A 22,701-nucleotide genomic window follows, 5' to 3' on the forward strand; every position below is an offset into this window, starting at 1 on the left:
TTATAAAGAATTTAACATTTGTATGATAAGTGAATTATTTAAAATCCTTTAAATTCAAAATATTACGTTAAAAAACAATATCCCACTTTGGGGGTATGTAAAAACCAACCTCCATTTTTCATCCCTGCATGCCTTGATCGTTATCAATTCTCACGCCCTTTCAGAGCGTTACCTTCGCTCTCAATCAAGCAATGTCGATTTATCAGAGAGCCGTCAGGCTCCTACAGGAGAAAACCGATGAGTAAATTCCTGGACCGGTTTCGCTACTTCAAGCAGAAGGGCGAAACCTTTGCCGATGGGCATGGCCAGCTTCTCAATACCAACAGGGACTGGGAGGACGGATACCGCCAGCGTTGGCAGCATGACAAAATCGTGCGTTCAACCCACGGGGTAAACTGCACGGGCTCATGCAGCTGGAAAATCTATGTGAAAAATGGTCTGGTGACCTGGGAGACCCAGCAAACTGACTACCCACGCACGCGTCCAGATATGCCTAACCACGAGCCTCGCGGCTGCCCACGTGGTGCAAGCTATTCCTGGTATCTCTACAGCGCTAACCGTCTGAAATACCCACTGATGCGCAAACGTCTGATGAAGATGTGGCGTGAAGCAAAAAGACTGCACAGCGATCCGGTAGACGCATGGGCATCCATCATCGAAGACGCCGACAAAGCAAAAAGCTTCAAACAAGCGCGCGGTCGTGGTGGATTTGTTCGTTCTTCCTGGCAGGAAGTGAATGAACTGATTGCTGCATCTAACGTTTACACCATCAAAACCTATGGCCCTGACCGCGTTGCAGGCTTCTCTCCGATCCCGGCGATGTCGATGGTTTCTTATGCTTCCGGCGCACGCTATATGTCGCTGATTGGCGGTACCTGCCTGAGCTTCTACGACTGGTACTGCGACCTGCCGCCGGCTTCCCCGCAAACCTGGGGCGAGCAAACCGACGTACCGGAATCTGCCGACTGGTATAACTCCAGCTACATTCTTGCATGGGGCTCTAACGTACCGCAGACCCGTACTCCGGATGCACACTTCTTTACTGAAGTTCGCTATAAAGGCACCAAAACGGTAGCGATTACTCCGGACTACGCAGAAATCGCCAAACTTTGCGACCTGTGGCTGGCACCGAAGCAGGGAACCGATGCTGCGATGGCAATGGCGATGGGCCATGTCATGCTGCGCGAGTTCCACCTCGATAACCCGAGCCAGTACTTCACCGACTACGTTCGTCGTTATACTGACATGCCAATGCTGGTGATGCTCGAAGAGCGTGACGGTTACTATGCTGCTGGTCGTATGCTGCGTGCGGCGGATCTGGTCGACTCTCTGGGCCAGCAAAATAACCCAGAATGGAAAACTGTCGCTATCAACAGCAACGGCGAAATGGTTGCGCCAAACGGTTCAATTGGTTTCCGTTGGGGCGAAAAGGGCAAATGGAACCTTGAGCAACGCGACGGTACGTCCGGTGATGAAACCGAACTGCAGCTCAGCCTGCTGGGTGGCCAGGACGATATCGCTGAAGTGGGCTTCCCGTACTTTGGCGGCGAAGGTACCGAGCACTTCAGTAAAGTAGAGCTGGAAAATATTCTGCTGCACAAACTGCCGGTTAAACGCCTGCAGTTGGCCGATGGCTCTACCGCGCTGGTGACCACCGTTTACGACCTGACCATGGCTAACTATGGCCTGGAACGTGGTCTGAACGACGAAAACTGCGCGACCAGCTACGATGACGTGAAAGCGTACACGCCGGCATGGGCAGAAAAAATCACTGGCGTATCACGTTCTCAGATCGTGCGCATTGCCCGTGAATTTGCGGATAACGCCGATAAAACACACGGTCGTTCGATGATCATCGTCGGTGCGGGCCTGAACCACTGGTACCACCTCGATATGAACTATCGTGGCCTGATCAATATGCTGGTGTTCTGCGGTTGTATCGGTCAGAGCGGCGGCGGTTGGGCCCACTACGTCGGCCAGGAAAAACTGCGTCCGCAAACCGGCTGGCAGCCGCTGGCGTTTGCTCTTGACTGGCAGCGTCCGCCTCGTCATATGAACAGCACTTCCTACTTCTATAACCACTCCAGCCAATGGCGCTATGAGACGGTTACTGCGCAGGAACTGCTTTCCCCGATGGCAGACAAATCCCGCTACAGCGGTCATTTGATTGATTTTAACGTTCGCGCTGAACGTATGGGCTGGTTGCCATCTGCGCCGCAGTTAGGGACTAACCCACTGCGTATCGCCGAAGAAGCGCAGAAAGCAGGTATGACGCCGGTGGATTACACCGTTAAATCCCTGAAAGAAGGTTCTATTCGCTTTGCGGCAGAGCAGCCGGAAAACGGTAAAAACCATCCGCGCAACCTGTTTATCTGGCGTTCTAACCTGCTCGGTTCTTCCGGTAAAGGCCACGAGTACATGCTCAAGTATCTGCTGGGTACTGAACATGGTATTCAGGGCAAAGATCTCGGCCAGCAGAGCGGCGTGAAGCCTGAAGAAGTGGAATGGCAGGATAACGGCCTGGACGGCAAACTGGATCTGGTTGTCACGCTGGACTTCCGTCTGTCGAGCACCTGTCTGTATTCCGACATCGTGTTGCCGACCGCAACCTGGTATGAAAAAGACGATATGAATACCTCGGACATGCATCCGTTTATTCATCCTCTGTCTGCGGCCGTTGACCCGGCCTGGGAATCGAAGAGCGACTGGGAAATCTACAAAGCCATCGCCAAGAAATTCTCTGAAGTTTGCGTGGGCCATCTCGGTAAAGAAACTGACGTCGTTACGCTGCCTATTCAGCACGACTCTGCCGCAGAACTGGCACAACCGCTGGACGTGAAGGACTGGAAAAAAGGTGAATGTGACCTGATTCCTGGTGTTACCGCGCCGCACATCATGACCGTTGAGCGTGATTATCCGGCAACATACGAGCGTTTCACCTCCATCGGCCCGCTGATGGAAAAAATCGGTAACGGCGGTAAAGGGATTGCCTGGAATACCCAGAGCGAAATGGATCTGCTGCGTAAGCTCAATTACACCAAGGCTGAAGGTCCGGCAAAAGGCCAGCCGATGCTGGATACCGCAATTGATGCAGCCGAGATGATCCTGACGCTGGCGCCGGAAACTAACGGTCAGGTAGCCGTTAAAGCCTGGGCTGCGCTGAGTGAATTTACCGGTCGTGACCATACGCATCTGGCGCTGAATAAAGAAGACGAAAAAATTCGCTTCCGCGATATTCAGGCGCAGCCGCGCAAAATTATCTCCAGCCCGACCTGGTCAGGACTGGAAGATGAACACGTGTCTTATAACGCCGGCTATACCAACGTTCACGAGCTGATCCCATGGCGTACGCTGTCTGGTCGCCAGCAGTTGTATCAGGATCATCAGTGGATGCGTGACTTTGGTGAAAGTCTGCTGGTTTACCGTCCGCCAATCGACACCCGTTCGGTGAAAGCGGTGATTGGGGAGAAATCTAACGGTAACCCGGAAAAAGCGCTCAACTTCCTGACGCCGCACCAGAAATGGGGTATCCACTCCACTTACAGCGACAACTTGCTGATGCTGACGCTGTCACGCGGTGGCCCGATTGTGTGGATGAGCGAAGTCGATGCGAAGGATCTGGGAATCGAAGATAACGACTGGATCGAAGTCTTCAACAGCAACGGTGCGCTGACGGCACGTGCAGTTGTCAGCCAGCGTGTACCGGCCGGGATGACCATGATGTACCACGCGCAGGAACGTATCGTTAACCTGCCGGGTTCAGAAATCACCCAGCAGCGCGGTGGGATCCACAACTCGGTGACCCGTATTACGCCGAAACCGACCCATATGATCGGCGGCTATGCGCAGCTGGCCTACGGCTTTAACTACTACGGCACCGTCGGTTCAAACCGTGATGAGTTCGTAGTTGTACGTAAGATGAAGAACATTAACTGGTTGGATGGCGAAGGCAATGACCAGGTACAGGAGAGCGTAAAATGAAAATTCGTTCACAAGTCGGCATGGTGCTGAATCTCGATAAGTGCATCGGCTGCCACACCTGTTCAGTGACCTGTAAAAACGTCTGGACCAGCCGTGAAGGTATGGAGTACGCCTGGTTCAACAACGTCGAAAGTAAGCCTGGCGTTGGCTTCCCGAACGACTGGGAAAACCAGGAAAAATGGAAGGGCGGTTGGATCCGTAAAATCAACGGCAAACTGCAGCCGCGCATGGGTAACAAAGCGCTGCTGTTGGGTAAAATCTTTGCTAACCCGCATCTGCCGGGCATGGATGATTACTACGAGCCGTTTGATTTTGACTACCAGACGTTGCATAACGCCCCGGCAGACAGCAAAGCGCAGCCGATTGCTCGTCCACGCTCGCTCATCACCGGTCAGCGAATGGACAAAATCACCAGCGGTCCGAACTGGGAAGAAATTCTCGGCGGCGAGTTTGAAAAACGCGCCAAAGACCAGAACTTCGAAAACATGCAGAAGGCGATGTACGGTCAGTTCGAAAACACCTTCATGATGTACCTGCCGCGTCTGTGTGAGCACTGCCTTAATCCGGCGTGTGTGGCGACCTGTCCGAGCGGAGCTATCTACAAGCGTGAAGAAGATGGCATCGTGCTGATCGACCAGGACAAGTGCCGCGGCTGGCGTATGTGTATCACCGGCTGCCCGTACAAGAAGATCTACTTCAACTGGAAGAGCGGGAAATCTGAGAAGTGCATTTTCTGCTACCCGCGTATCGAAGCTGGTCAGCCGACCGTTTGCTCCGAAACCTGTGTAGGTCGTATCCGTTACCTCGGCGTACTGCTGTATGACGCAGATGCGATCGAAAGTGCAGCAAGCACCGAGCACGAGAAAGATTTGTACCAGCGTCAGCTGGACGTGTTCCTCGATCCGAACGATCCGGCTGTTATCGAACAGGCGCTGAAAGATGGTATTCCGCTGAGCGTCATTGATGCCGCACAGCAGTCTCCGGTTTACAAAATGGCGATGGACTGGAAGCTGGCGCTGCCGCTGCATCCGGAATACCGCACACTGCCGATGGTCTGGTACGTGCCGCCATTGTCACCGATTCAGTCAGCTGCTGATGCGGGCGAGCTGGGCAGCAACGGTATTCTGCCGGATGTTGACAGCCTGCGTATTCCGGTTCAGTACCTGGCGAACCTGCTGACTGCAGGTGACACCCAGCCGGTACTGTTGGCGCTGAAACGTATGCTGGCGATGCGTCACTACAAACGTGCGGAAACTGTTGACGGCAAAGTTGATACCCGTGCGTTGGAAGAGGTGGGCTTAAGCGAAGCACAGGCACAGGAAATGTATCGTTACCTGGCAATCGCGAACTACGAAGATCGTTTCGTGGTACCGAGCAGCCATCGTGAACTGGCACGTGACGCGTTCCCGGAGAAAAGCGGTTGTGGCTTTACCTTCGGCGACGGTTGCCACGGTTCTGATACTAAATTCAATCTGTTCAACAGCCGCCGCATCGACGCTGTCGATGTGACCAGCAAAACGGAGCCGCACCAATGATTGAACTCGTCATTGTTTCGCGTCTGCTCGAGTACCCGGATGCTGCCTTGTGGCAGCATCAGCAGGAACTTTTCGATGCACTCGCGTCATCTGAGAACCTGGATAAAGAGGATGCCCAGACTCTGGGCGTTTTCCTGCGCGATCTAACCGCGCAGGACATGCTGGATGTGCAGGCCGCCTACAGCGAACTGTTTGACCGTGGCCGCGCGACATCGCTGCTGCTGTTTGAACATGTTCACGGTGAATCCCGCGATCGCGGTCAGGCTATGGTTGACCTGATGGCACAGTATGAGCAGCACGGTTTGCAGCTCGACAGCCGCGAACTTCCCGATCATCTGCCGCTGTATCTGGAATATCTTGCGCAACTGCCGAAAAGCGAAGCGCTAGGTGGCTTACAGGATATTGCGCCGATTCTGGCGCTGCTCAGCGCTCGTTTGCAACAGCGCGAAAGCCGTTATGCGGTGCTGTTCGATCTGCTGTTAAAACTGGCGAATACCGTTATCGACAGCGATAAAGTGGCTGAAAAAATTGCGGATGAAGCCCGTGATGATACTCCACAAGCGCTGGATGCGGTCTGGGAAGAAGAGCAGGTGAAATTTTTCGCCGATCAGGGGTGTGGCGAGTCGGAAATCTCCGCTCACCAGCGTCGTTTTGCCGGGGCCGTTGCGCCGCAGTATCTGAATATCACCACCGGAGGACAGCACTAATGCACTTCCTGAATACGTTCTTCTTTGACATCTATCCGTACATCGCGGGTTCTGTCTTTCTGATCGGCAGCTGGCTGCGTTATGACTATGGGCAATATACATGGCGTGCGGCTTCCAGTCAGATGCTGGATCGCAAAGGGATGAACCTGGCGTCAAACCTGTTTCACATCGGGATCCTGGGTATCTTTGCTGGGCACTTCCTTGGCATGTTGACGCCGCACTGGATGTATGAAGCCTGGCTACCGCTTGAAGTGAAACAAAAGATGGCAATGTTTGCGGGCGGTGCCAGTGGCCTGATGTGTCTGATTGGTGGCGTACTGCTGCTGAAACGTCGTCTGTTCAGCCCACGCGTGCGGGCCACCACCACCGGAGCGGATATTCTGATCCTCTCACTGCTGGTGATCCAGTGTGCGCTGGGCCTGCTGACCATTCCGTTTTCCGCCCAGCATATGGACGGTAGCGAGATGATGAAGCTGGTGAACTGGGCGCAGACAGTGGTGACCTTCCAGGGCGGAGCGTCTCAGTATCTCGATGGTGTTGCGTTCATTTTCCGTATGCACCTGGTGCTGGGTATGACGCTGTTCCTGTTGTTCCCATTCTCTCGTCTGGTACACATCTGGAGCGTCCCGGTCGAATATCTGACACGCAAATACCAGATTGTTCGCGCGCGTCACTAATCGTATATTTGAGAATGACAAAACCCTGCTTCGGCGGGGTTTTTTTATGCCTGTTTGCCGGATGGCGGCGCAAGCGCCTTATCCGTCCTACGAAGGTATCAGCGAGCGCTGTAGGCCTGATAAGTGCAGCGCATCAGGCAAATAAAAGGCATTGCTGAGGAATTGAGTGTGTTGCTTTATGAAGTGATGGTGGTGGGGGAAGGATTACTCAGCGCTACGCGCTTCGCCCTTCGGGTCGTTGCCTGTGGCAACGCTTTCTCGCTACGCTCGAATCGAACCTTAGTCGAAACTTCTCATCCTTCCCGCATGGGTGGAATATGGGGCATTAGAGATTGATTTGCTGTTGGTGCTTTATGAAGTGATGGTGGTGGGGGAAGGATTCGAACCTTCGAAGTCGATGACGGCAGATTTACAGTCTGCTCCCTTTGGCCGCTCGGGAACCCCACCAGGGGTAATTCAAATTGTAGGCAGTGCTAGAAGATGGTGGTGGGGGAAGGATTATTCGTCGCTTCGTTCCTCACCCTTCGGGTCGTTGCCGTTGGCAACGTTCTCTCGCTTTCGCTCGAGTCGAGCCTTAATCGAAGGCTCTCACCCTTCCCCGACAAGTGCAAACTTCTGCATTGCTCACCGGGATAACTACATCGCTGTAGTGAATAATGGTGGTGGGGGAAGGATTCGAACCTTCGAAGTCGATGACGGCAGATTTACAGTCTGCTCCCTTTGGCCGCTCGGGAACCCCACCACGGGGTAATGCTAATTACTGGCCTGCTTCCGTTGGAAGCGGGGCGCATCATATCAAATGATGCGCCCCTGTAAAGCATTCCGTTGATAAAAAAGAACTGGTTGCCTGATTTTTACACGTAAAGATGTAAAGGTAACCAATTAACTTATCAATCGATTACAGAATAATCGTTCGGTTACCGTAAACAAAGACGCGTTGAGCCAGAACCTGATACAGCGCACGGCTTAATACATTTTTTTCAACGTCGCGACCCGCGCGCATCATATCTTCGGCAGTGTAGGTGTGATCAACATGGATCACGTCCTGCATAATGATTGGGCCTTCATCGAGGTTATCATTCACGTAGTGGGCCGTCGCGCCGATGATCTTCACCCCGCGCTCATAAGCTTGATGGTACGGACGAGCACCAATGAATGCTGGCAGGAATGAATGGTGAATATTGATAATCTTATTCGGGAAGCGTGAAACAAATGTCGGGGTCAGAACGCGCATGTATTTAGCCAGCACGACATAGTCCGGCTGGTGGGCGTCGATAGCATCAGCCATTTTCTGATCATGTTCGTCACGTGTTAAACCTTCATGGCTCACCAGCTCAAACGGAATATCAAACCGTTCAACCAGAGGACGCAAGGTCTCGTGATTGCCGATCACCGCGGCGATTTCAACATCCAGCCCGCCATAATTGGCCTTCATTAATAAATCGCCCAGGCAATGCGCTTCCTTGGTGACCAAAATGACGATGCGGCGGCGGCCTGCTGGGGTTAATTCACGAATCGAGCCTTCAGGTAAGGCGCTGTCCAGATCGGCAAGCAGCGTGACGTCGTTAAAAATGCCCTCCAGTTCGGTGCGCATAAAAAAGCGTCCGGTACGGTGGTCCACAAACTCATTGTTCTGCACGATGTTCAGTTCATGCTTGTAACAGATATTTGTAATGCGCGCGATCAGACCTTTTTGGTCCGGGCAAATAGTACGCAGCACTTTTCGTTGTAATGAATGCATTTGCAGCGGTGATCCTGTTGAGAATGTTTGCAAAATTGATACTGTCGGGCGTTGATTAGCCGCAGCACTTTTTAAATTTTTTACCTGAGCCACAAGGGCAGGTATCGTTTCGTCCAATTTGAGGGCGTGTACCGTCTATATAGTACCACTGACCGTTTTCTTTTAAAAAACGAGAGCGCTCGATAATTGCACCTGTTTTACCTTGTTCAGAAAACCGTGCGACAAAACTGACATAGCCGATATTTTCTGTGTCTGCCGTCTCTTGTTCAAAAACGGTCAGTCCAAGCCATTCGGTATGAGTAAATCCTGCGATAATGTCGTCGCGAAACTCGGCCGCATGACAATCCGGATGCCAGGTCCTGATAAGGTAATCTGCGTCTTTCATCACAAAAGCACAGTAACGAGAACGCATGAGGTGTGACGGCGTAGGTGCTACTTGCGCGCCGGACACATAACGGTAGCAACATAGGCTATACTCGACAGCGCTACCACAGGGACAAAGCTGAGACACAAAGTACTCCCTGGAATATAAAAACGGCGTAAAAACGCCAGAGTGGCACTATGTTAACTGAGCGGTAGCGATGTTGCTACGTCTGCAAGCCAGGGGAAGTTTGTACGTATAATGAGAAAAATAAAAATTGGGCTGGCGCTAGGTTCCGGCGCAGCGCGAGGTTGGTCGCATATTGGCGTTATCAAAGCCCTTAAGCATATGGGTATTGATGTTGATATCGTGGCAGGGTGCTCCATCGGTTCGTTGGTTGGCGCTGCCTACGCCTGCAATAAGCTGCCTGCTCTCGAAAAGTGGGTCTGTTCTTTCAGCTATTGGGATGTTTTACGGTTGATGGATCTCTCGTGGCGCAGGGGAGGTTTACTGCGCGGTGAACGGGTATTCAATCAGTACCGTAATGTGATGCCGGTAGAAGCAATTGAGCAATGTACTCGCCGTTTCGCAACAGTGGCTACCAATCTGAGTACGGGTCGGGAACTTTGGTTCACCGAAGGTGATTTACATCTGGCTGTCCGGGCCTCCTGCAGTATTCCTGGCTTGATGTCACCTGTGGCGCACAATGGTTACTGGCTGGTCGATGGTGCGGTGGTGAATCCTGTCCCTGTCTCCCTGACTCGCGCGTTGGGGGCCGATATTGTTATAGCGGTCGACCTGCAACACGATGCGCATCTCATGCAACAAGATTTACTCTCCTTCAACGTCAATAGCGATGCCGAATCGGGTGATGATGCTGACGAACTCTCATGGCATGCCCGTCTGAAAGAACGCTTGAGCAACATTACGGCCAGGCGTGCAGTAACTGCACCCACGGCGATGGAGATTATGACGACGTCTATTCAGGTTCTGGAAAACCGACTGAAACGTAACCGCATGGCCGGTGACCCTCCAGACATTCTGATTCAGCCGTTTTGTCCACAAATATCCACGCTGGATTTTCACCGCGCCAGTGCGGCAATTGCTGCCGGGCAGTTAGCGGTCGAGAAGAAAATGGATGAGCTTCTACCCCTGGTGAAAACCAACGTCTAACGCATTTTTTATCAACACTTAAGCTAATTCTGACAGGCGTGAGTGGCAATAGCATGCCACTATTTATTAAAGCCAGTCAGGGGGGAGAATATGACGCAGCCATTGGTCGGAAAACAGATTCTTATCGTTGAGGATGAGCCGGTATTTCGCTCACTCATGGACTCATGGTTTTCCTCTTTGGGAGCGACAACGGCGGTAGCTGGTGACGGACTTGAAGCACTGGACTTGCTTGGGCATTTTAAACCCGACCTGATGATCTGCGACCTGGCTATGCCAAGAATGAACGGTCTCAAACTGGTTGAGTATTTACGCAATCGTGGCGATCAGACCCCGATACTGGTGATTTCTGCGACGGAAAACATGTCCGACATAGCCAAAGCGTTACGACTCGGTGTGGATGACGTCCTGTTGAAGCCGGTGAAAGACCTTAATCGCTTGCGAGAAACCGTCTTTGCCTGTCTTTATCCCAATATGTTTAATTCACGCGTGGAAGAAGAAGAACGGCTGTTTCGCGACTGGGATGCGATGGTGGACGATCCTGCTGCAGCTGCGAAGTTGCTAAAAGAATTACAGCCTCCAGTGTCGCAAGTGATCTCGCACTGTCGCATTAACTATCGACAATTGGTGGCAGCCGACCAACCGGGGCTGGTGTTGGATATTGCTCCGCTTTCTGATCATGACCTTGCATTCTATTGCCTTGATGTGACGCGGGCAGGGGATAATGGCGTCCTGGCTGCATTATTACTGAGGGCGCTATTTAATGGTTTACTGCAGGAGCAACTGACACAACAAAATCAGCGACTGCCAGAGCTAGGTACGTTATTGAAACAGGTAAATCATTTGTTGCGACAAGCCAATTTACCAGGGCAGTTTCCCTTGCTGGTGGGGTATTACCACAGCGGATTAAAAAATCTGATTCTGGTATCGGCAGGGCTGAATGCGACATTAAATACAGGTTCCCACCAAGTGCAAATCAGCAATGGCGTTCCGCTGGGTACCTTAGGTAATACGTATCTTAATCAGCTGAGCCAACATTGTGAGTCATGGCAATGCCAAATTTGGGGGGCGGGAGGTCGCCTGCGCTTGATGTTGTCTGCAGAATGAACAATTGAGAGGCGTGTAAATGAAATTGGTTCACCCTCCCCATGCTGTGAGTGCTACTATCGGCGCCAGTTTTATTCGTATTTATCTTAATTATACCGACGCGCGTCCTTTTCAGACCAGAAGCTTGTCGCTGTACTGATATACTCGGATGCGATACAGAATGATGAACACGTTCAATACATGAACAGTCCAGGAGAGTTTTAAATGGCTGCCCTTAATTCAAAAGTCAAAAAAGCCGTTATCCCGGTTGCGGGATTAGGAACCAGGATGTTACCGGCTACGAAAGCAATCCCGAAAGAGATGCTACCGTTGGTTGATAAGCCATTAATTCAGTACGTCGTAAACGAATGTATTGCTGCGGGCATCACTGAAATTGTACTTGTAACTCACTCGTCTAAAAATTCCATTGAAAACCACTTTGATACCAGCTTTGAACTTGAAGCGATGCTGGAAAAACGTGTAAAACGCCAGCTGCTGGAAGAAGTGCAATCTATTTGTCCGCCACATGTGACTATTATGCAGGTGCGTCAGGGGCTGGCTAAAGGTCTGGGCCACGCGGTATTGTGCGCGCACCCTGTGGTTGGCGATGAACCGGTAGCTGTAATCCTGCCGGACGTAATTCTTGATGAATACGAATCTGATTTATCCCGCGACAACCTTGCCGAAATGATTCATCGTTTTGATGAAACAGGTAGCAGCCAGATTATGGTTGAACCGGTAGAAGATGTTACGGCTTATGGCGTTGTGGATTGTAAAGGCGTTGAATTATCCCCGGGCGAAAGCGTCCCGATGGTTGGCGTGGTTGAAAAACCAAAAGCTGATGTTGCGCCTTCTAATCTGGCCGTTGTGGGTCGTTACGTTCTTAGTGCCGATATCTGGCCTCTGCTGGCTAAAACCCCTCCGGGAGCGGGTGATGAAATTCAGCTGACAGATGCTATCGATACGCTGATTGAAAAAGAGACGGTTGAAGCTTATCACATGAAGGGCAAAAGCCATGACTGTGGTAATAAACTGGGCTATATGCAGGCGTTCGTTGAATATGGTATTCGCCATAATATTCTCGGCGCCGAATTTAAAGCCTGGCTGGAAGACGAGATGGGTATTAAGAAGTAACCTTCTGGTATTATCTGGTCAGAACGGCGCTGTATTAACAGCGCCGTTTTTTTATACCTAATCCGGGTAGGGTTGAGCGAAGTACCGGTAAAAAAAATCCCGCCAGTGGCGGGATTTTAAGCAAACTATTTCTGAATTATTCCTTGATCAGGAAATCGTCCAGTTGTTTCCCTTGTTCTTCCATCGCTTTTTTGATCACTGCCGGTGTACGACCCTGGCCAGTCCAGGTTTTAGTTTCACCGTTTTCGTCAACATAGCTATATTTAGCCGGACGTGCAGCGCGTTTAGCTTTGGTGCCAGATTTAACAGCAGCCATGCTATTCAGCAATTCGTTCGGATCAATGCCGTCAGCGATCAGCATTTCACGATATTGTTGCAGTTTACGAGTACGTTCTTCAACTTCAGCAGCAGCAGCGCTTTCTTCTTCGCGACGCTCGCTAACTACAACTTCTAATTTTTCCAGCATTTCTTCAAGCGTTTCCAGAGTGCATTCTCTTGCCTGCGCACGAAGAGTACGGATGTTGTTCAGAATTTTAAGTGCTTCGCTCATTGTAGTAATCTCAAACTTATATTGGGGTGGTTTGTTGAGCTAATAATAGAGCGATAAATTCAGTTGTGCAATAGCCAGGAATGTAAGGAATTCAAAATTGCGCTTTATTTAGTATCAGAATTAATTCTCCTGTCTTAAATTCCCCATGATGTTGGGCATAAAAAAGGCTTATTGACGAGGGGGCTTCTCAGCGGCTGAGAGTAAAAATTCAAGATTCAGGTCACATTTTATGGTGTACAAATAGTATCTCTTTGCAGTGATTTCAACCTTTTGTATTAGTTTTGCTTACGTGAATTCGCTAATACACGGCGACAGTGGGTAGATTCAATAACAATATGGGAAGGGTTTCTTTATTGCCGTATGATGATAAGTGACATTGATAAATTTCATGAGCACTATTTGTGAAAGAGTGTGTATATACGCGTCCGAGTTCAGGCTGTTTGGTCGATGGTTGTATGCTCTCTCACTATCCGTTACTTAAATTCAGGCGGCACTGTGCGAGCTTGCCCGCTCATTTATACGCCTTTGTGGCCAACGCTACACCGACATGTTCGTGAAATATGATACAATCCAGCCCATATTTATTTCCCCTGGTGAGGGCCTTCGGTCAATGGCACAACTATATTTTTACTATTCTGCAATGAACGCAGGTAAGTCGACTGCATTGTTGCAATCTTCGTACAATTATCAGGAACGTGGGATGCGTGCCGTTGTATATACAGCGGAAATTGATGACCGTTTTGGTGCTGGAAAAGTAAGTTCACGTATAGGTCTGTCGTCACCTGCAAAATTGTTTAACCAAAATTCATCATTGTTCGAAGAGATTCGCGCCGAGAATGCGCAGCAAAGAATTCACTGTGTACTGGTCGATGAGTCTCAGTTTCTGACCCGACAACAGGTTTATGAATTATCTGAAGTTGTCGATCAACTGGATATTCCTGTTTTGTGTTACGGCTTACGCACTGATTTTCGTGGTGAGTTATTTGGTGGCAGCGAATACCTGCTTGCCTGGTCAGATAAACTGGTTGAATTAAAGACCATTTGTTTCTGTGGCCGTAAGGCCAGCATGGTATTACGCCTTGATCAGGCTGGAAGACCTTATAACGAGGGCGAGCAGGTGGTTATCGGCGGGAATGAACGCTATGTGTCGGTATGTCGTAAACACTACAAACAAGCGCAGTCTGAGGGCTCTCTGACGGCGATACAAGAACGACACAGCCACGATTAACCCTGTACTCTTCTGAGCGCTTATAAACACAGGGTAGGCCGGAACCTTCGTCAATGTTCTCTACCCTGTCAGACTCTTTTCTGACGGCTGGTCTCACATCTTCCTGAATACATCTCTTACACTGCCATTCTATTCACATGGTTAAATTGTGTATTCCCCGATTTTCATAACACAAGACGAAAAAAACGGCCCCAATTGGGACCGTTTATGATGAAGCTAAAACTTATCTGAGCAAATTAAGCGGATTTCTTCGCTTTCTTTTCTGCTTTCGGTGCAGCTACTGCTTCAGTCTTAGCGGCGGTCTGACCTTCGCTATACTCACGACCGTAGTAGGTATCCAGCAGGATCTGTTTCAGTTCAGAAATCAGCGGGTAACGTGGGTTAGCACCAGTACACTGGTCGTCAAACGCATCTTCAGACAGTTTGTCCACGTGTGCCAGGAAGTCAGCTTCCTGAACGCCAGCTTCACGGATAGACTTAGGAATACCCAGTTCAGCTTTGATTTCTTCCAACCAGCCCAGCAGTTTCTGGATTTTCGCGGCAGTACGGTCACCCGGTGCGCTCAGACCCAGATGGTCTGCGATTTCAGCGTAGCGACGGCGTGCCTGCGGACGGTCGTACTGGCTGAATGCAGTCTGTTTAGTCGGGTTGTCGTTCGCGTTATAACGAATAACGTTGCTGATCAGCAGGGCGTTCGCCAGACCGTGAGGAATGTGGAACTGAGAACCCAGTTTGTGCGCCATTGAGTGACATACACCCAGGAAGGCGTTAGCAAACGCGATACCAGCGATAGTTGCTGCACTGTGTACACGCTCACGCGCTACCGGGTTCTTAGAACCTTCATGGTAAGACGCTGGCAGGTTTTCTTTCAGCAATTTCAGCGCTTGCAGAGCCTGACCGTCAGAGAACTCAGAAGCCAGTACTGAAACGTAAGCTTCCAGAGCGTGAGTGACGGCATCCAGACCACCGAACGCACACAGTGACTTCGGCATATCCATAACCAGGTTGGCGTCAACAATCGCCATATCCGGAGTCAGCGCGTAGTCTGCCAGCGGGTATTTCTGCCCAGTTGCATCGTCGGTAACGACCGCAAACGGAGTCACTTCAGAACCGGTACCGGAAGTGGTGGTAACTGCAACCATCTTCGCTTTTACGCCCATTTTCGGGAACTTGTAGATACGTTTACGGATGTCCATAAAGCGCAGTGCCAGTTCTTCGAAGTGAGTTTCCGGGTGCTCGTACATAACCCACATGATTTTCGCGGCGTCCATCGGGGAACCACCACCCAGTGCGATGATTACGTCTGGTTTGAAGGAGTTAGCCAGCTCAGCACCTTTGCGAACAACGGTCAGAGTCGGGTCAGCTTCAACTTCAAAGAACACTTCGGTTTCAACGCCAGCAGCTTTCAGAACGGAGGTGATCTGGTCTGCATAACCGTTGTTGAACAGGAAGCGGTCGGTCACGATCAGCGCACGTTTGTGACCATCGGTAATCACTTCATCCAGTGCGATTGGCAGAGAGCCACGACGGAAGTAGATAGATTTCGGAAGTTTGTGCCACAACATGTTTTCAGCTCGCTTAGCAACGGTTTTCTTGTTGATCAGGTGCTTAGGACCAACGTTTTCAGAGATGGAGTTACCACCCCAGGAACCACAACCCAGTGTCAGGGAAGGTGCGAGTTTGAAGTTGTACAGGTCACCGATACCACCCTGAGAAGCAGGGGTGTTGATCAGGATACGTGCGGTTTTCATCATCTGACCGAAGTAAGCAACACGCTCTGGCTGGTTGTCCTGGTCAGTGTACAGGCAAGAGGTATGACCGATACCGCCCATCGCAACCAGTTTTTCAGCTTTGATGACTGCGTCTTCGAAGTCCTTCGCACGGTACATTGCCAGCGTCGGAGACAGTTTCTCGTGAGCAAACGGTTCGCTTTCGTCAACAACCTTCACTTCACCGATCAGAATCTTAGTGGTTTCTGGTACGGAGAAGCCTGCCAGTTCAGCAATCTTGTATGCCGGCTGACCAACGATAGCTGCGTTCAGCGCGCCATTTTTCAGGATAACGTCCTGAACTGCTTTCAACTCTTTGCCCTGCAGCATGTAGCCGCCGTGAGTCGCAAAACGCTCACGTACTGCATCATATACAGAGTCAACCACGACGACAGACTGCTCAGAAGCACAGATTACGCCGTTATCGAAGGTTTTAGACATCAGAACAGATGCAACAGCACGTTTGATATCAGCGGTTTCGTCGATAACAACAGGGGTGTTACCTGCGCCTACGCCGATAGCCGGTTTACCGGAGCTGTATGCCGCTTTAACCATGCCTGGACCACCGGTCGCAAGGATCAGGTTGATGTCCGGGTGGTGCATCAACGCGTTAGACAGTTCAACGGAAGGTTGATCGATCCAGCCGATCAGATCTTTCGGTGCGCCAGCAGCGATTGCTGCTTGCAGAACGATGTCAGCTGCTTTGTTAGTTGCATCTTTTGCGCGCGGATGCGGAGAGAAGATGATGGCGTTACGGGTCTTCAGGCTGATCAGTGATTTGAAGATTGCAGTCGAAGTCGGGTTAGTGGTTGGAACGATACCGCAGATGATACCAATCGGTTCAGCAATGGTAATGGTACCAAAAGTGTCGTCTTCAGACAGCACACCACAGGTTTTTTCATCTTTGTAAGCGTTGTAAATGTATTCAGAAGCGAAGTGGTTTTTAATCACTTTATCTTCGACAATACCCATGCCGGATTCGGCAACGGCCATTTTCGCGAGAGGAATTCGAGCGTCTGCGGCAGCCAGAGCGGCGGCACGGAAGATTTTGTCAACCTGTTCTTGAGTGAAACTGGCATATTCACGCTGGGCTTTTTTTACGCGCTCTACAAGTGCGTTAAGTTCAGCGACATTAGTAACAGCCATGATGCTCTCCTGATAATGTTAAACTTTTTTAGTAAATCATCTGCTCGATACGAGAGTATAGACAGACCGACGAAAATTTGTGTAATGGTTTGAAAATCAAACGGTTAATTAACGTCCACTTTACTTTGATTTACTAAAAGAGCTTATACGCTAGCGCCTGTTAACTCTAACGCGTTACCTCCAGGTGGCGTAAGCAAGATTACTCACTTCTGAGTAGTAATTGCGTGATCTGGATCAAAAATTCGCAAAGCTGACACCTTTCAGCAGGCCCTTTTAGCGTTTCTCGTTAAGTGTTAATAAATTGACGTAATGAATGCTAATAACATTAGCATATTTAATACATATTAATAACACTGAGTATTGGTAGCGTATTTACATTGATATACGAAGATAGAAGGTGAAGTATGCTGACAAAAGGCGTATCTTCAGCGCGGATTTTATCAATTTTATGACTCATTTTATCCGGCTAACGCTTCGGAGCTAACCGTGATCCAAACGCTATTTGATTTTCCTGTCTATTTTAAATTTTTCATTGGGTTATTTGCGTTGGTCAACCCGGTAGGGATCATCCCCGTCTTTATCAGTATGACCAGCTATCAAACTGCCGCAGCACGAAACAAAACCAACCTCACGGCAAACCTATCAGTCGCAATCATCCTGTGGACTTCGCTGTTTCTTGGTGATGGTATTCTGCAACTCTTCGGCATCTCAATTGACTCGTTCAGGATCGCTGGCGGCATTCTGGTTGTGACTATCGCGATGTCAATGATTAGCGGAAAACTAGGGGAAGATAAACAAAACAAACAGGAAAAATCAGAAACCGCAATCCGTGAAAGTATCGGCGTTGTGCCGTTGGCATTGCCGTTGATGGCGGGGCCGGGGGCGATAAGCTCAACTATTGTTTGGGGTACGCGATATCATAGTGCGATTAACCTGTTTGGCTTTTTTGTAGCGATTGCGTTGTTTGCCCTGTGCTGCTGGGGGCTGTTCCGCATGGCACCATGGTTAGTGCGCCTGTTGGGCCAAACCGGTATCAACGTCATTACGCGTATTATGGGGCTGCTGTTAATGGCTTTGGGTATCGAATTTATCGTTACAGGCATCAAATCCATTTTCCCTGGTTTGCTGGCCTGAAACCTCTCTTCTGTGCAAACGGAGTCGTGTCCGGCTCCGTTTCCTTTCATTATCAGTAAAACTTCTCACTAAAGTTGAAAATCAGCAGAGCAATAATAAAAAATGCTGATGATTAACTCTCCTGTTAGCCATTGATTCTAAAGATATAACACGTCCCAGTACGCCCGGCGAAGACCGATACTGCTGTTATTTTATTAACATCATACTCTGGGGCTTGCTGAAGGATTATCGAAATGTTATTAGTTATTTCAGCCTTTATTTCAGATGAATGTGCTAATTAATAACCAATTGTTAAATTTATGTGCATTTTGACATGGCGTTGACTTAGGACAGGATGGTTAACACCATGGTCGACATAATGCATTGATTTTTGTGAACTTCCCATAATAAATCTTCATTCGTAAGACTTTTTAAGTGAGATTTATTTCCAATAAAAGAGAATTGGTTAACAAATTTGTAAAATGTATTGGCGGTTAAGAAACGCATTTGATACTTTCCGGCCAAGTATTATGCAGAAGAATTCACGTTGATGAGAATCATTTGCAGTTAGTTTCTCTCAACAGGGTAATAGCGTGTTTCCGGCAGGGGAGGCACGTAGAGAATCGACGCAAGGCGGTCATACGAATCGCCAGAATAAATAAAGTCGGTGATAGCAAGCAGTACAACAATAAACCACCTGACGGCAGAAAATCTCCGGTGCCGTACAGGGATCCTAACAGGATTAACAGTCTGGTTAAAAAACCAGCCATAATAATGAGGGAGTACAACACAATGACTAACATCACTAAAAAAAGTTTAGTAGCTGCGGGGATCTTAACTGCGCTAGTCGCAGGAAATGTTGCCACGGCGGCAGTAGTGCCAGCGGGTGTGCAGCTTGCTGAAAAGCAGACTCTGGTGCGTAATAACGGTTCGGAAGTGCAATCACTCGATCCCCATAAAATCGAAGGTGTACCTGAATCCAACATTAACCGTGACCTGTTTGAAGGTTTATTAATCAGTGATGTCGATGGCAAACCATCGCCTGGCGTGGCTGAAAAATGGGAAAATAAAGATTTTAAAGTCTGGACATTCCATCTGCGTAAAGATGCTAAGTGGTCTGACGGCACGCCTGTTACTGCTCAAGATTTCGTGTATAGCTGGCAACGTTTGGCTAATCCAAATACTGCATCACCGTATGCCAGTTATTTGCAGTACGGTCATATTGTCAACATTGATGATATTATCGCCGGTAAAAAACCGGTCACCGATCTGGGCGTAAAAGCTCTCGACGATCATACTTTTGAAGTTACCCTCAGCGAACCAGTTCCTTATTTCTACAAACTGCTTGTGCACTCTTCCGTTTCACCGGTTCCCAGAGCGGCTGTTGAAAAATTTGGCGAGAAGTGGACCCAGCCCGCTAACATCGTTACTAACGGTGCGTATAAACTGAAAGACTGGGTTGTGAACGAGCGCATTGTGCTTGAGCGTAATACCAACTATTGGGACAACGCCAAAACGGTTATTAACCAGGTAACCTACCTGCCTATTTCTTCTGAAGTGACTGACGTAAACCGCTATCGCAGCGGTGAAATCGACATGACCTATAACAACATGCCGATTGAGTTATTCCAGAAACTGAAAAAAGAGATCCCGAACGAAGTCCACGTTGACCCGTATCTGTGCACCTATTATTACGAAATCAACAACCAGAAAGCACCGTTCAACGATGTTCGTGTTCGTACCGCCCTGAAGCTGGCGTTGGATCGTGACATTATCGTCAATAAAGTGAAAAACCAGGGTGACCTGCCAGCATATAGCTTTACTCCTCCATACACCGATGGCGCGAAACTGGTTGAGCCAGAGTGGTTCAAGTGGTCTCAGGAAAAACGTAATGAAGAAGCGAAGAAACTGCTGGCTGAGGCCGGATATACCGCTGAGAAACCGCTGACCTTTGATCTGCTGTATAACACCTCAGACCTGCATAAGAAGCTGGCTATTGCCGCGGCATCTATCTGGAAGAAAAATCTGGGTGCTAATGTGAAGCTGGAAAACCAGGAATGGAAAACGTTCCTCGATACGCGCCATCAGGGCAACTATGATGTTTCACGTGCGGGCTGGTGTGCGGACTATAACGAACCGACGTCCTTCCTGAATATGGTGCTGTCCGACAGCTCCAATAATACCGTCCACTATAAGAGCCCGGCATTTGATAAGCTGATTGCGGATACGCTGAAAGTGACGGATGAAGCGCAACGCAGCGAACTGTATTCGAAAGCGGAACAGCAGCTGGATAAAGATTCTGCGATTGTACCGGTTTATTACTATGTTAACGCCCGCCTGGTTAAACCATGGGTTGGCGGATACTCCGGTAAAGACCCGATGGATAATATCCACGTTAAAGACTTGTATATTATCAAGCATTAATGGCAAGACGTGGGGCAATCATGTTGCCCCACAGTGTCTTTTTCTTCGAACTATATATACCTCTTTAGACAAAGAGAGGTATACCCTAAATAATTCACGTTGCAGGAAGGCGGCAACGCAGCGAATCGCCAGGAGCTTACTTAAGTAAGTGACTGGCGTGAGCGAGTAAAGCCAACGCACTTGCAGCTTGAAGTATGACGGGTATAAAGGCACACGCCAGAAGGTACGGGCAATGTTAAAATTTATATTACGTCGCTGTCTGGAAGCGATTCCGACGCTGTTTATTCTTATTACGATTTCATTCTTTATGATGCGCCTTGCGCCGGGTAGCCCATTCACCGGGGAACGCGCATTGCCGCCAGAAGTGCTGGCTAATATTGAAGCGAAATATCATCTCAACGATCCCATCTCCACACAGTATTTCAGCTATCTGAAACAGCTGGCGCACGGCGATTTTGGACCATCCTTTAAATATAAAGACTACACGGTTAACGACCTCGTTGCCTCGAGCTTCCCGGTTTCTGCGAAGCTGGGTGCGGCAGCCTTTATTCTGGCGGTGCTCGTCGGTGTTAGCGCCGGAGTGATAGCCGCGCTGAAGCAAAATACACGTTGGGACTATACGGTGATGGGGGTGGCAATGACCGGGGTGGTTATCCCCAGTTTCGTGGTCGCTCCCTTATTGGTCATGATATTTGCCATCACCTTGAAATGGCTACCCGGCGGGGGCTGGAACGGCGGGGCGCTGAAATTTATGATCCTGCCGATGGTGGCCTTGTCACTGGCCTACATCGCCAGTATCGCCCGTATTACTCGTGGTTCGATGATTGAAGTACTGCACTCTAACTTTATTCGTACCGCGCGCGCTAAAGGGCTGCCGATGCGGCGGATTATTTTCCGCCATGCGTTGAAACCTGCGCTGTTGCCAGTGTTGTCCTATATGGGACCGGCATTTGTCGGCATTATCACCGGTTCGATGGTTATTGAAACCATTTATGGTTTGCCGGGTATTGGCCAGTTGTTCGTCAATGGGGCGTTAAACCGCGACTATTCGCTGGTTCTTAGTCTGACCATATTGGTGGGTACGCTGACCATCGTGTTTAACGCGATTGTCGATGTGCTGTATGCCGTTATCGACCCGAAAATTCGTTACTGATACTGGAGCTCGCTATGATGTTAAGTAAGAAAAACAGCGAGGCGCTGGAGAATTTCAGTGAAAAGCTGGAGGTCGAAGGCCGCAGCCTGTGGCAGGACGCGCGTCGACGCTTTATGCATAACCGCGCGGCGGTAGCAAGCCTGGTGGTGCTGGTAATTATTGCGCTGTTCGTGACGCTGGCACCGATGCTGTCGCAGTTTACCTACTTCGATACCGACTGGGGCATGATGTCCAGCGCGCCGGATACGGAATCAGGCCACTATTTCGGTACTGACTCTTCGGGACGAGACCTGTTGGTGCGCGTGGCAATTGGCGGGCGCATTTCGCTGATGGTCGGCATTGCGGCGGCGTTAGTCGCGGTGGTTGTTGGTACGCTGTACGGTTCTCTGTCGGGCTACCTCGGCGGAAAAATTGACTCGGTGATGATGCGTCTGCTGGAAATCCTCAACTCCTTCCCGTTCATGTTCTTCGTGATCCTGCTGGTCACCTTCTTTGGGCAAAATATCCTGCTGATTTTTGTCGCTATCGGAATGGTCTCCTGGCTCGATATGGCGCGTATCGTGCGTGGACAAACGCTGAGTCTCAAGCGCAAAGAGTTCATTGAAGCAGCACAAGTGGGTGGGGTATCTACCGTACGTATCGTTATCCGTCATATCGTGCCGAACGTGCTGGGCGTAGTGGTGGTATACGCTTCATTGCTGGTGCCGAGCATGATTCTGTTTGAATCCTTCCTGAGCTTTTTGGGATTAGGTACGCAAGAACCGTTAAGTAGTTGGGGTGCGCTGCTCAGTGATGGTGCCAACTCGATGGAAGTCTCACCATGGCTGCTACTGTTCCCGGCAGGTTTCCTGGTGGTCACTTTGTTCTGTTTTAACTTTATTGGCGATGGCCTGCGTGATGCCCTCGACCCGAAAGACCGTTAAGGA

The 22,701-nt window shown here is 49.8% G+C and carries 16 protein-coding genes, 2 tRNA genes and 2 other RNA genes; 12 read left to right on the forward strand and 8 right to left on the reverse strand.

Features of this window, described 5'->3' with window-relative positions; genetic code table 11:
* The first annotated feature begins 237 nt into the window (after positions 1-237).
* The 4 genes from BZK40_RS21925 to narI are packed head-to-tail and all read left to right on the forward strand — an operon-like array spanning position 238 to position 6,900.
* On the forward strand, positions 238-3,981 hold the full coding sequence (locus BZK40_RS21925) for a nitrate reductase subunit alpha (RefSeq protein ID WP_079935302.1): 3,744 nt from the start codon (positions 238-240) through the stop codon (positions 3,979-3,981).
* Positions 3,978-5,516 carry a nitrate reductase subunit beta gene (gene narH / locus BZK40_RS21930; protein WP_003833388.1) on the forward strand — a complete coding sequence of 513 codons (1,539 nt, stop codon included), beginning with the start codon at positions 3,978-3,980 and terminating at the stop codon, positions 5,514-5,516. The genes BZK40_RS21925 and narH overlap by 4 nt, the downstream gene beginning before the upstream one ends.
* Entirely contained in the window at positions 5,513-6,223 is a 711-nt protein-coding gene (gene narJ, locus BZK40_RS21935) for a nitrate reductase molybdenum cofactor assembly chaperone (RefSeq protein ID WP_048216248.1), read from the forward strand. Before narH ends, narJ begins: the two co-directional genes overlap by 4 nt.
* Complete coding sequence (gene narI / locus BZK40_RS21940) at positions 6,223-6,900, forward strand: respiratory nitrate reductase subunit gamma (RefSeq protein ID WP_003833386.1); 678 nt, start codon at positions 6,223-6,225, stop codon at positions 6,898-6,900. The genes narJ and narI overlap by 1 nt, the downstream gene beginning before the upstream one ends.
* Before the next feature lie 187 nt (positions 6,901-7,087).
* Here narI and BZK40_RS21945 read toward each other — a convergent pair.
* The 6 genes from BZK40_RS21945 to BZK40_RS21970 form a co-directional block, all read right to left on the reverse strand.
* Positions 7,088-7,218: non-coding RNA, RtT sRNA (locus BZK40_RS21945), on the reverse strand.
* A 44-nt stretch (positions 7,219-7,262) separates the two neighbouring features.
* Positions 7,263-7,347: transfer RNA gene (locus BZK40_RS21950), tRNA-Tyr, on the reverse strand.
* Positions 7,348-7,381: 34 nt separating this feature from the next.
* Positions 7,382-7,513: non-coding RNA, RtT sRNA (locus tag BZK40_RS21955), on the reverse strand.
* A 44-nt stretch (positions 7,514-7,557) separates the two neighbouring features.
* Positions 7,558-7,642 (reverse strand) — tRNA-Tyr (locus BZK40_RS21960).
* A 156-nt stretch (positions 7,643-7,798) separates the two neighbouring features.
* On the reverse strand, positions 7,799-8,641 hold the full coding sequence (gene purU, locus BZK40_RS21965; protein ID WP_003020737.1) for a formyltetrahydrofolate deformylase: 843 nt from the start codon (positions 8,639-8,641) through the stop codon (positions 7,799-7,801).
* 55 nt (positions 8,642-8,696) lie between these two features.
* Positions 8,697-9,152 (reverse strand): YchJ family protein, encoded by a 456-nt coding sequence (locus BZK40_RS21970; protein WP_008784957.1) that lies wholly within the window; start codon positions 9,150-9,152, stop codon positions 8,697-8,699.
* 111 nt (positions 9,153-9,263) lie between these two features.
* Between BZK40_RS21970 and rssA the strand changes: the two genes are divergently transcribed.
* The 3 genes from rssA (at position 9,264) to galU (ending at position 12,392) form a co-directional block, all read left to right on the forward strand.
* Positions 9,264-10,175, forward strand: a complete 912-nt coding sequence (rssA, locus tag BZK40_RS21975; protein WP_008784956.1) for a patatin-like phospholipase RssA — start codon at positions 9,264-9,266, stop codon at positions 10,173-10,175.
* A 90-nt stretch (positions 10,176-10,265) separates the two neighbouring features.
* Positions 10,266-11,279 (forward strand): two-component system response regulator RssB, encoded by a 1,014-nt coding sequence (gene rssB / locus BZK40_RS21980; RefSeq protein ID WP_032943688.1) that lies wholly within the window; start codon positions 10,266-10,268, stop codon positions 11,277-11,279.
* A gap of 204 nt (positions 11,280-11,483) precedes the next feature.
* Complete coding sequence (gene galU, locus BZK40_RS21985) at positions 11,484-12,392, forward strand: UTP--glucose-1-phosphate uridylyltransferase GalU (RefSeq protein WP_079935303.1); 909 nt, start codon at positions 11,484-11,486, stop codon at positions 12,390-12,392.
* A 136-nt stretch (positions 12,393-12,528) separates the two neighbouring features.
* On the opposite strand, the gene hns is transcribed toward galU, so the two are convergent.
* Entirely contained in the window at positions 12,529-12,942 is a 414-nt protein-coding gene (hns, locus tag BZK40_RS21990) for a histone-like nucleoid-structuring protein H-NS (RefSeq protein ID WP_003020723.1), read from the reverse strand.
* A 610-nt stretch (positions 12,943-13,552) separates the two neighbouring features.
* On the opposite strand from hns, the gene tdk reads away from it, so the two are divergent.
* Positions 13,553-14,170 carry a thymidine kinase gene (gene tdk, locus BZK40_RS21995; protein WP_008784954.1) on the forward strand — a complete coding sequence of 206 codons (618 nt, stop codon included), beginning with the start codon at positions 13,553-13,555 and terminating at the stop codon, positions 14,168-14,170.
* Between the two features lie 236 nt (positions 14,171-14,406).
* Here tdk and adhE read toward each other — a convergent pair whose 3' ends face one another.
* Positions 14,407-17,085 (reverse strand): bifunctional acetaldehyde-CoA/alcohol dehydrogenase, encoded by a 2,679-nt coding sequence (gene adhE, locus BZK40_RS22000; RefSeq protein WP_008784953.1) that lies wholly within the window; start codon positions 17,083-17,085, stop codon positions 14,407-14,409.
* Positions 17,086-17,571: 486 nt separating this feature from the next.
* On the opposite strand from adhE, the gene ychE reads away from it, so the two are divergent.
* The 4 genes from ychE to oppC all read left to right on the forward strand — a co-directional run bounded on the left by ychE (position 17,572) and on the right by oppC (position 22,698).
* Positions 17,572-18,219, forward strand: a complete 648-nt coding sequence (ychE, locus tag BZK40_RS22005) for an NAAT family transporter YchE (RefSeq protein WP_003020714.1) — start codon at positions 17,572-17,574, stop codon at positions 18,217-18,219.
* A gap of 771 nt (positions 18,220-18,990) precedes the next feature.
* Positions 18,991-20,622, forward strand: coding sequence for an oligopeptide ABC transporter substrate-binding protein OppA (gene oppA / locus BZK40_RS22015; protein ID WP_048216252.1), 1,632 nt, complete (start codon positions 18,991-18,993; stop codon positions 20,620-20,622).
* A gap of 232 nt (positions 20,623-20,854) precedes the next feature.
* A complete protein-coding gene (gene oppB / locus BZK40_RS22025; protein ID WP_003020708.1) occupies positions 20,855-21,775 on the forward strand; it encodes an oligopeptide ABC transporter permease OppB in 921 nt (306 codons plus the stop codon).
* Between the two features lie 14 nt (positions 21,776-21,789).
* Positions 21,790-22,698, forward strand: coding sequence for an oligopeptide ABC transporter permease OppC (gene oppC, locus BZK40_RS22030; protein WP_003020701.1), 909 nt, complete (start codon positions 21,790-21,792; stop codon positions 22,696-22,698).
* Positions 22,699-22,701: the final 3 nt, after the last annotated feature.

The sequence above is a fragment of the Citrobacter portucalensis genome, from assembly GCF_002042885.1.
GTDB lineage: Bacteria > Pseudomonadota > Gammaproteobacteria > Enterobacterales > Enterobacteriaceae > Citrobacter > Citrobacter portucalensis.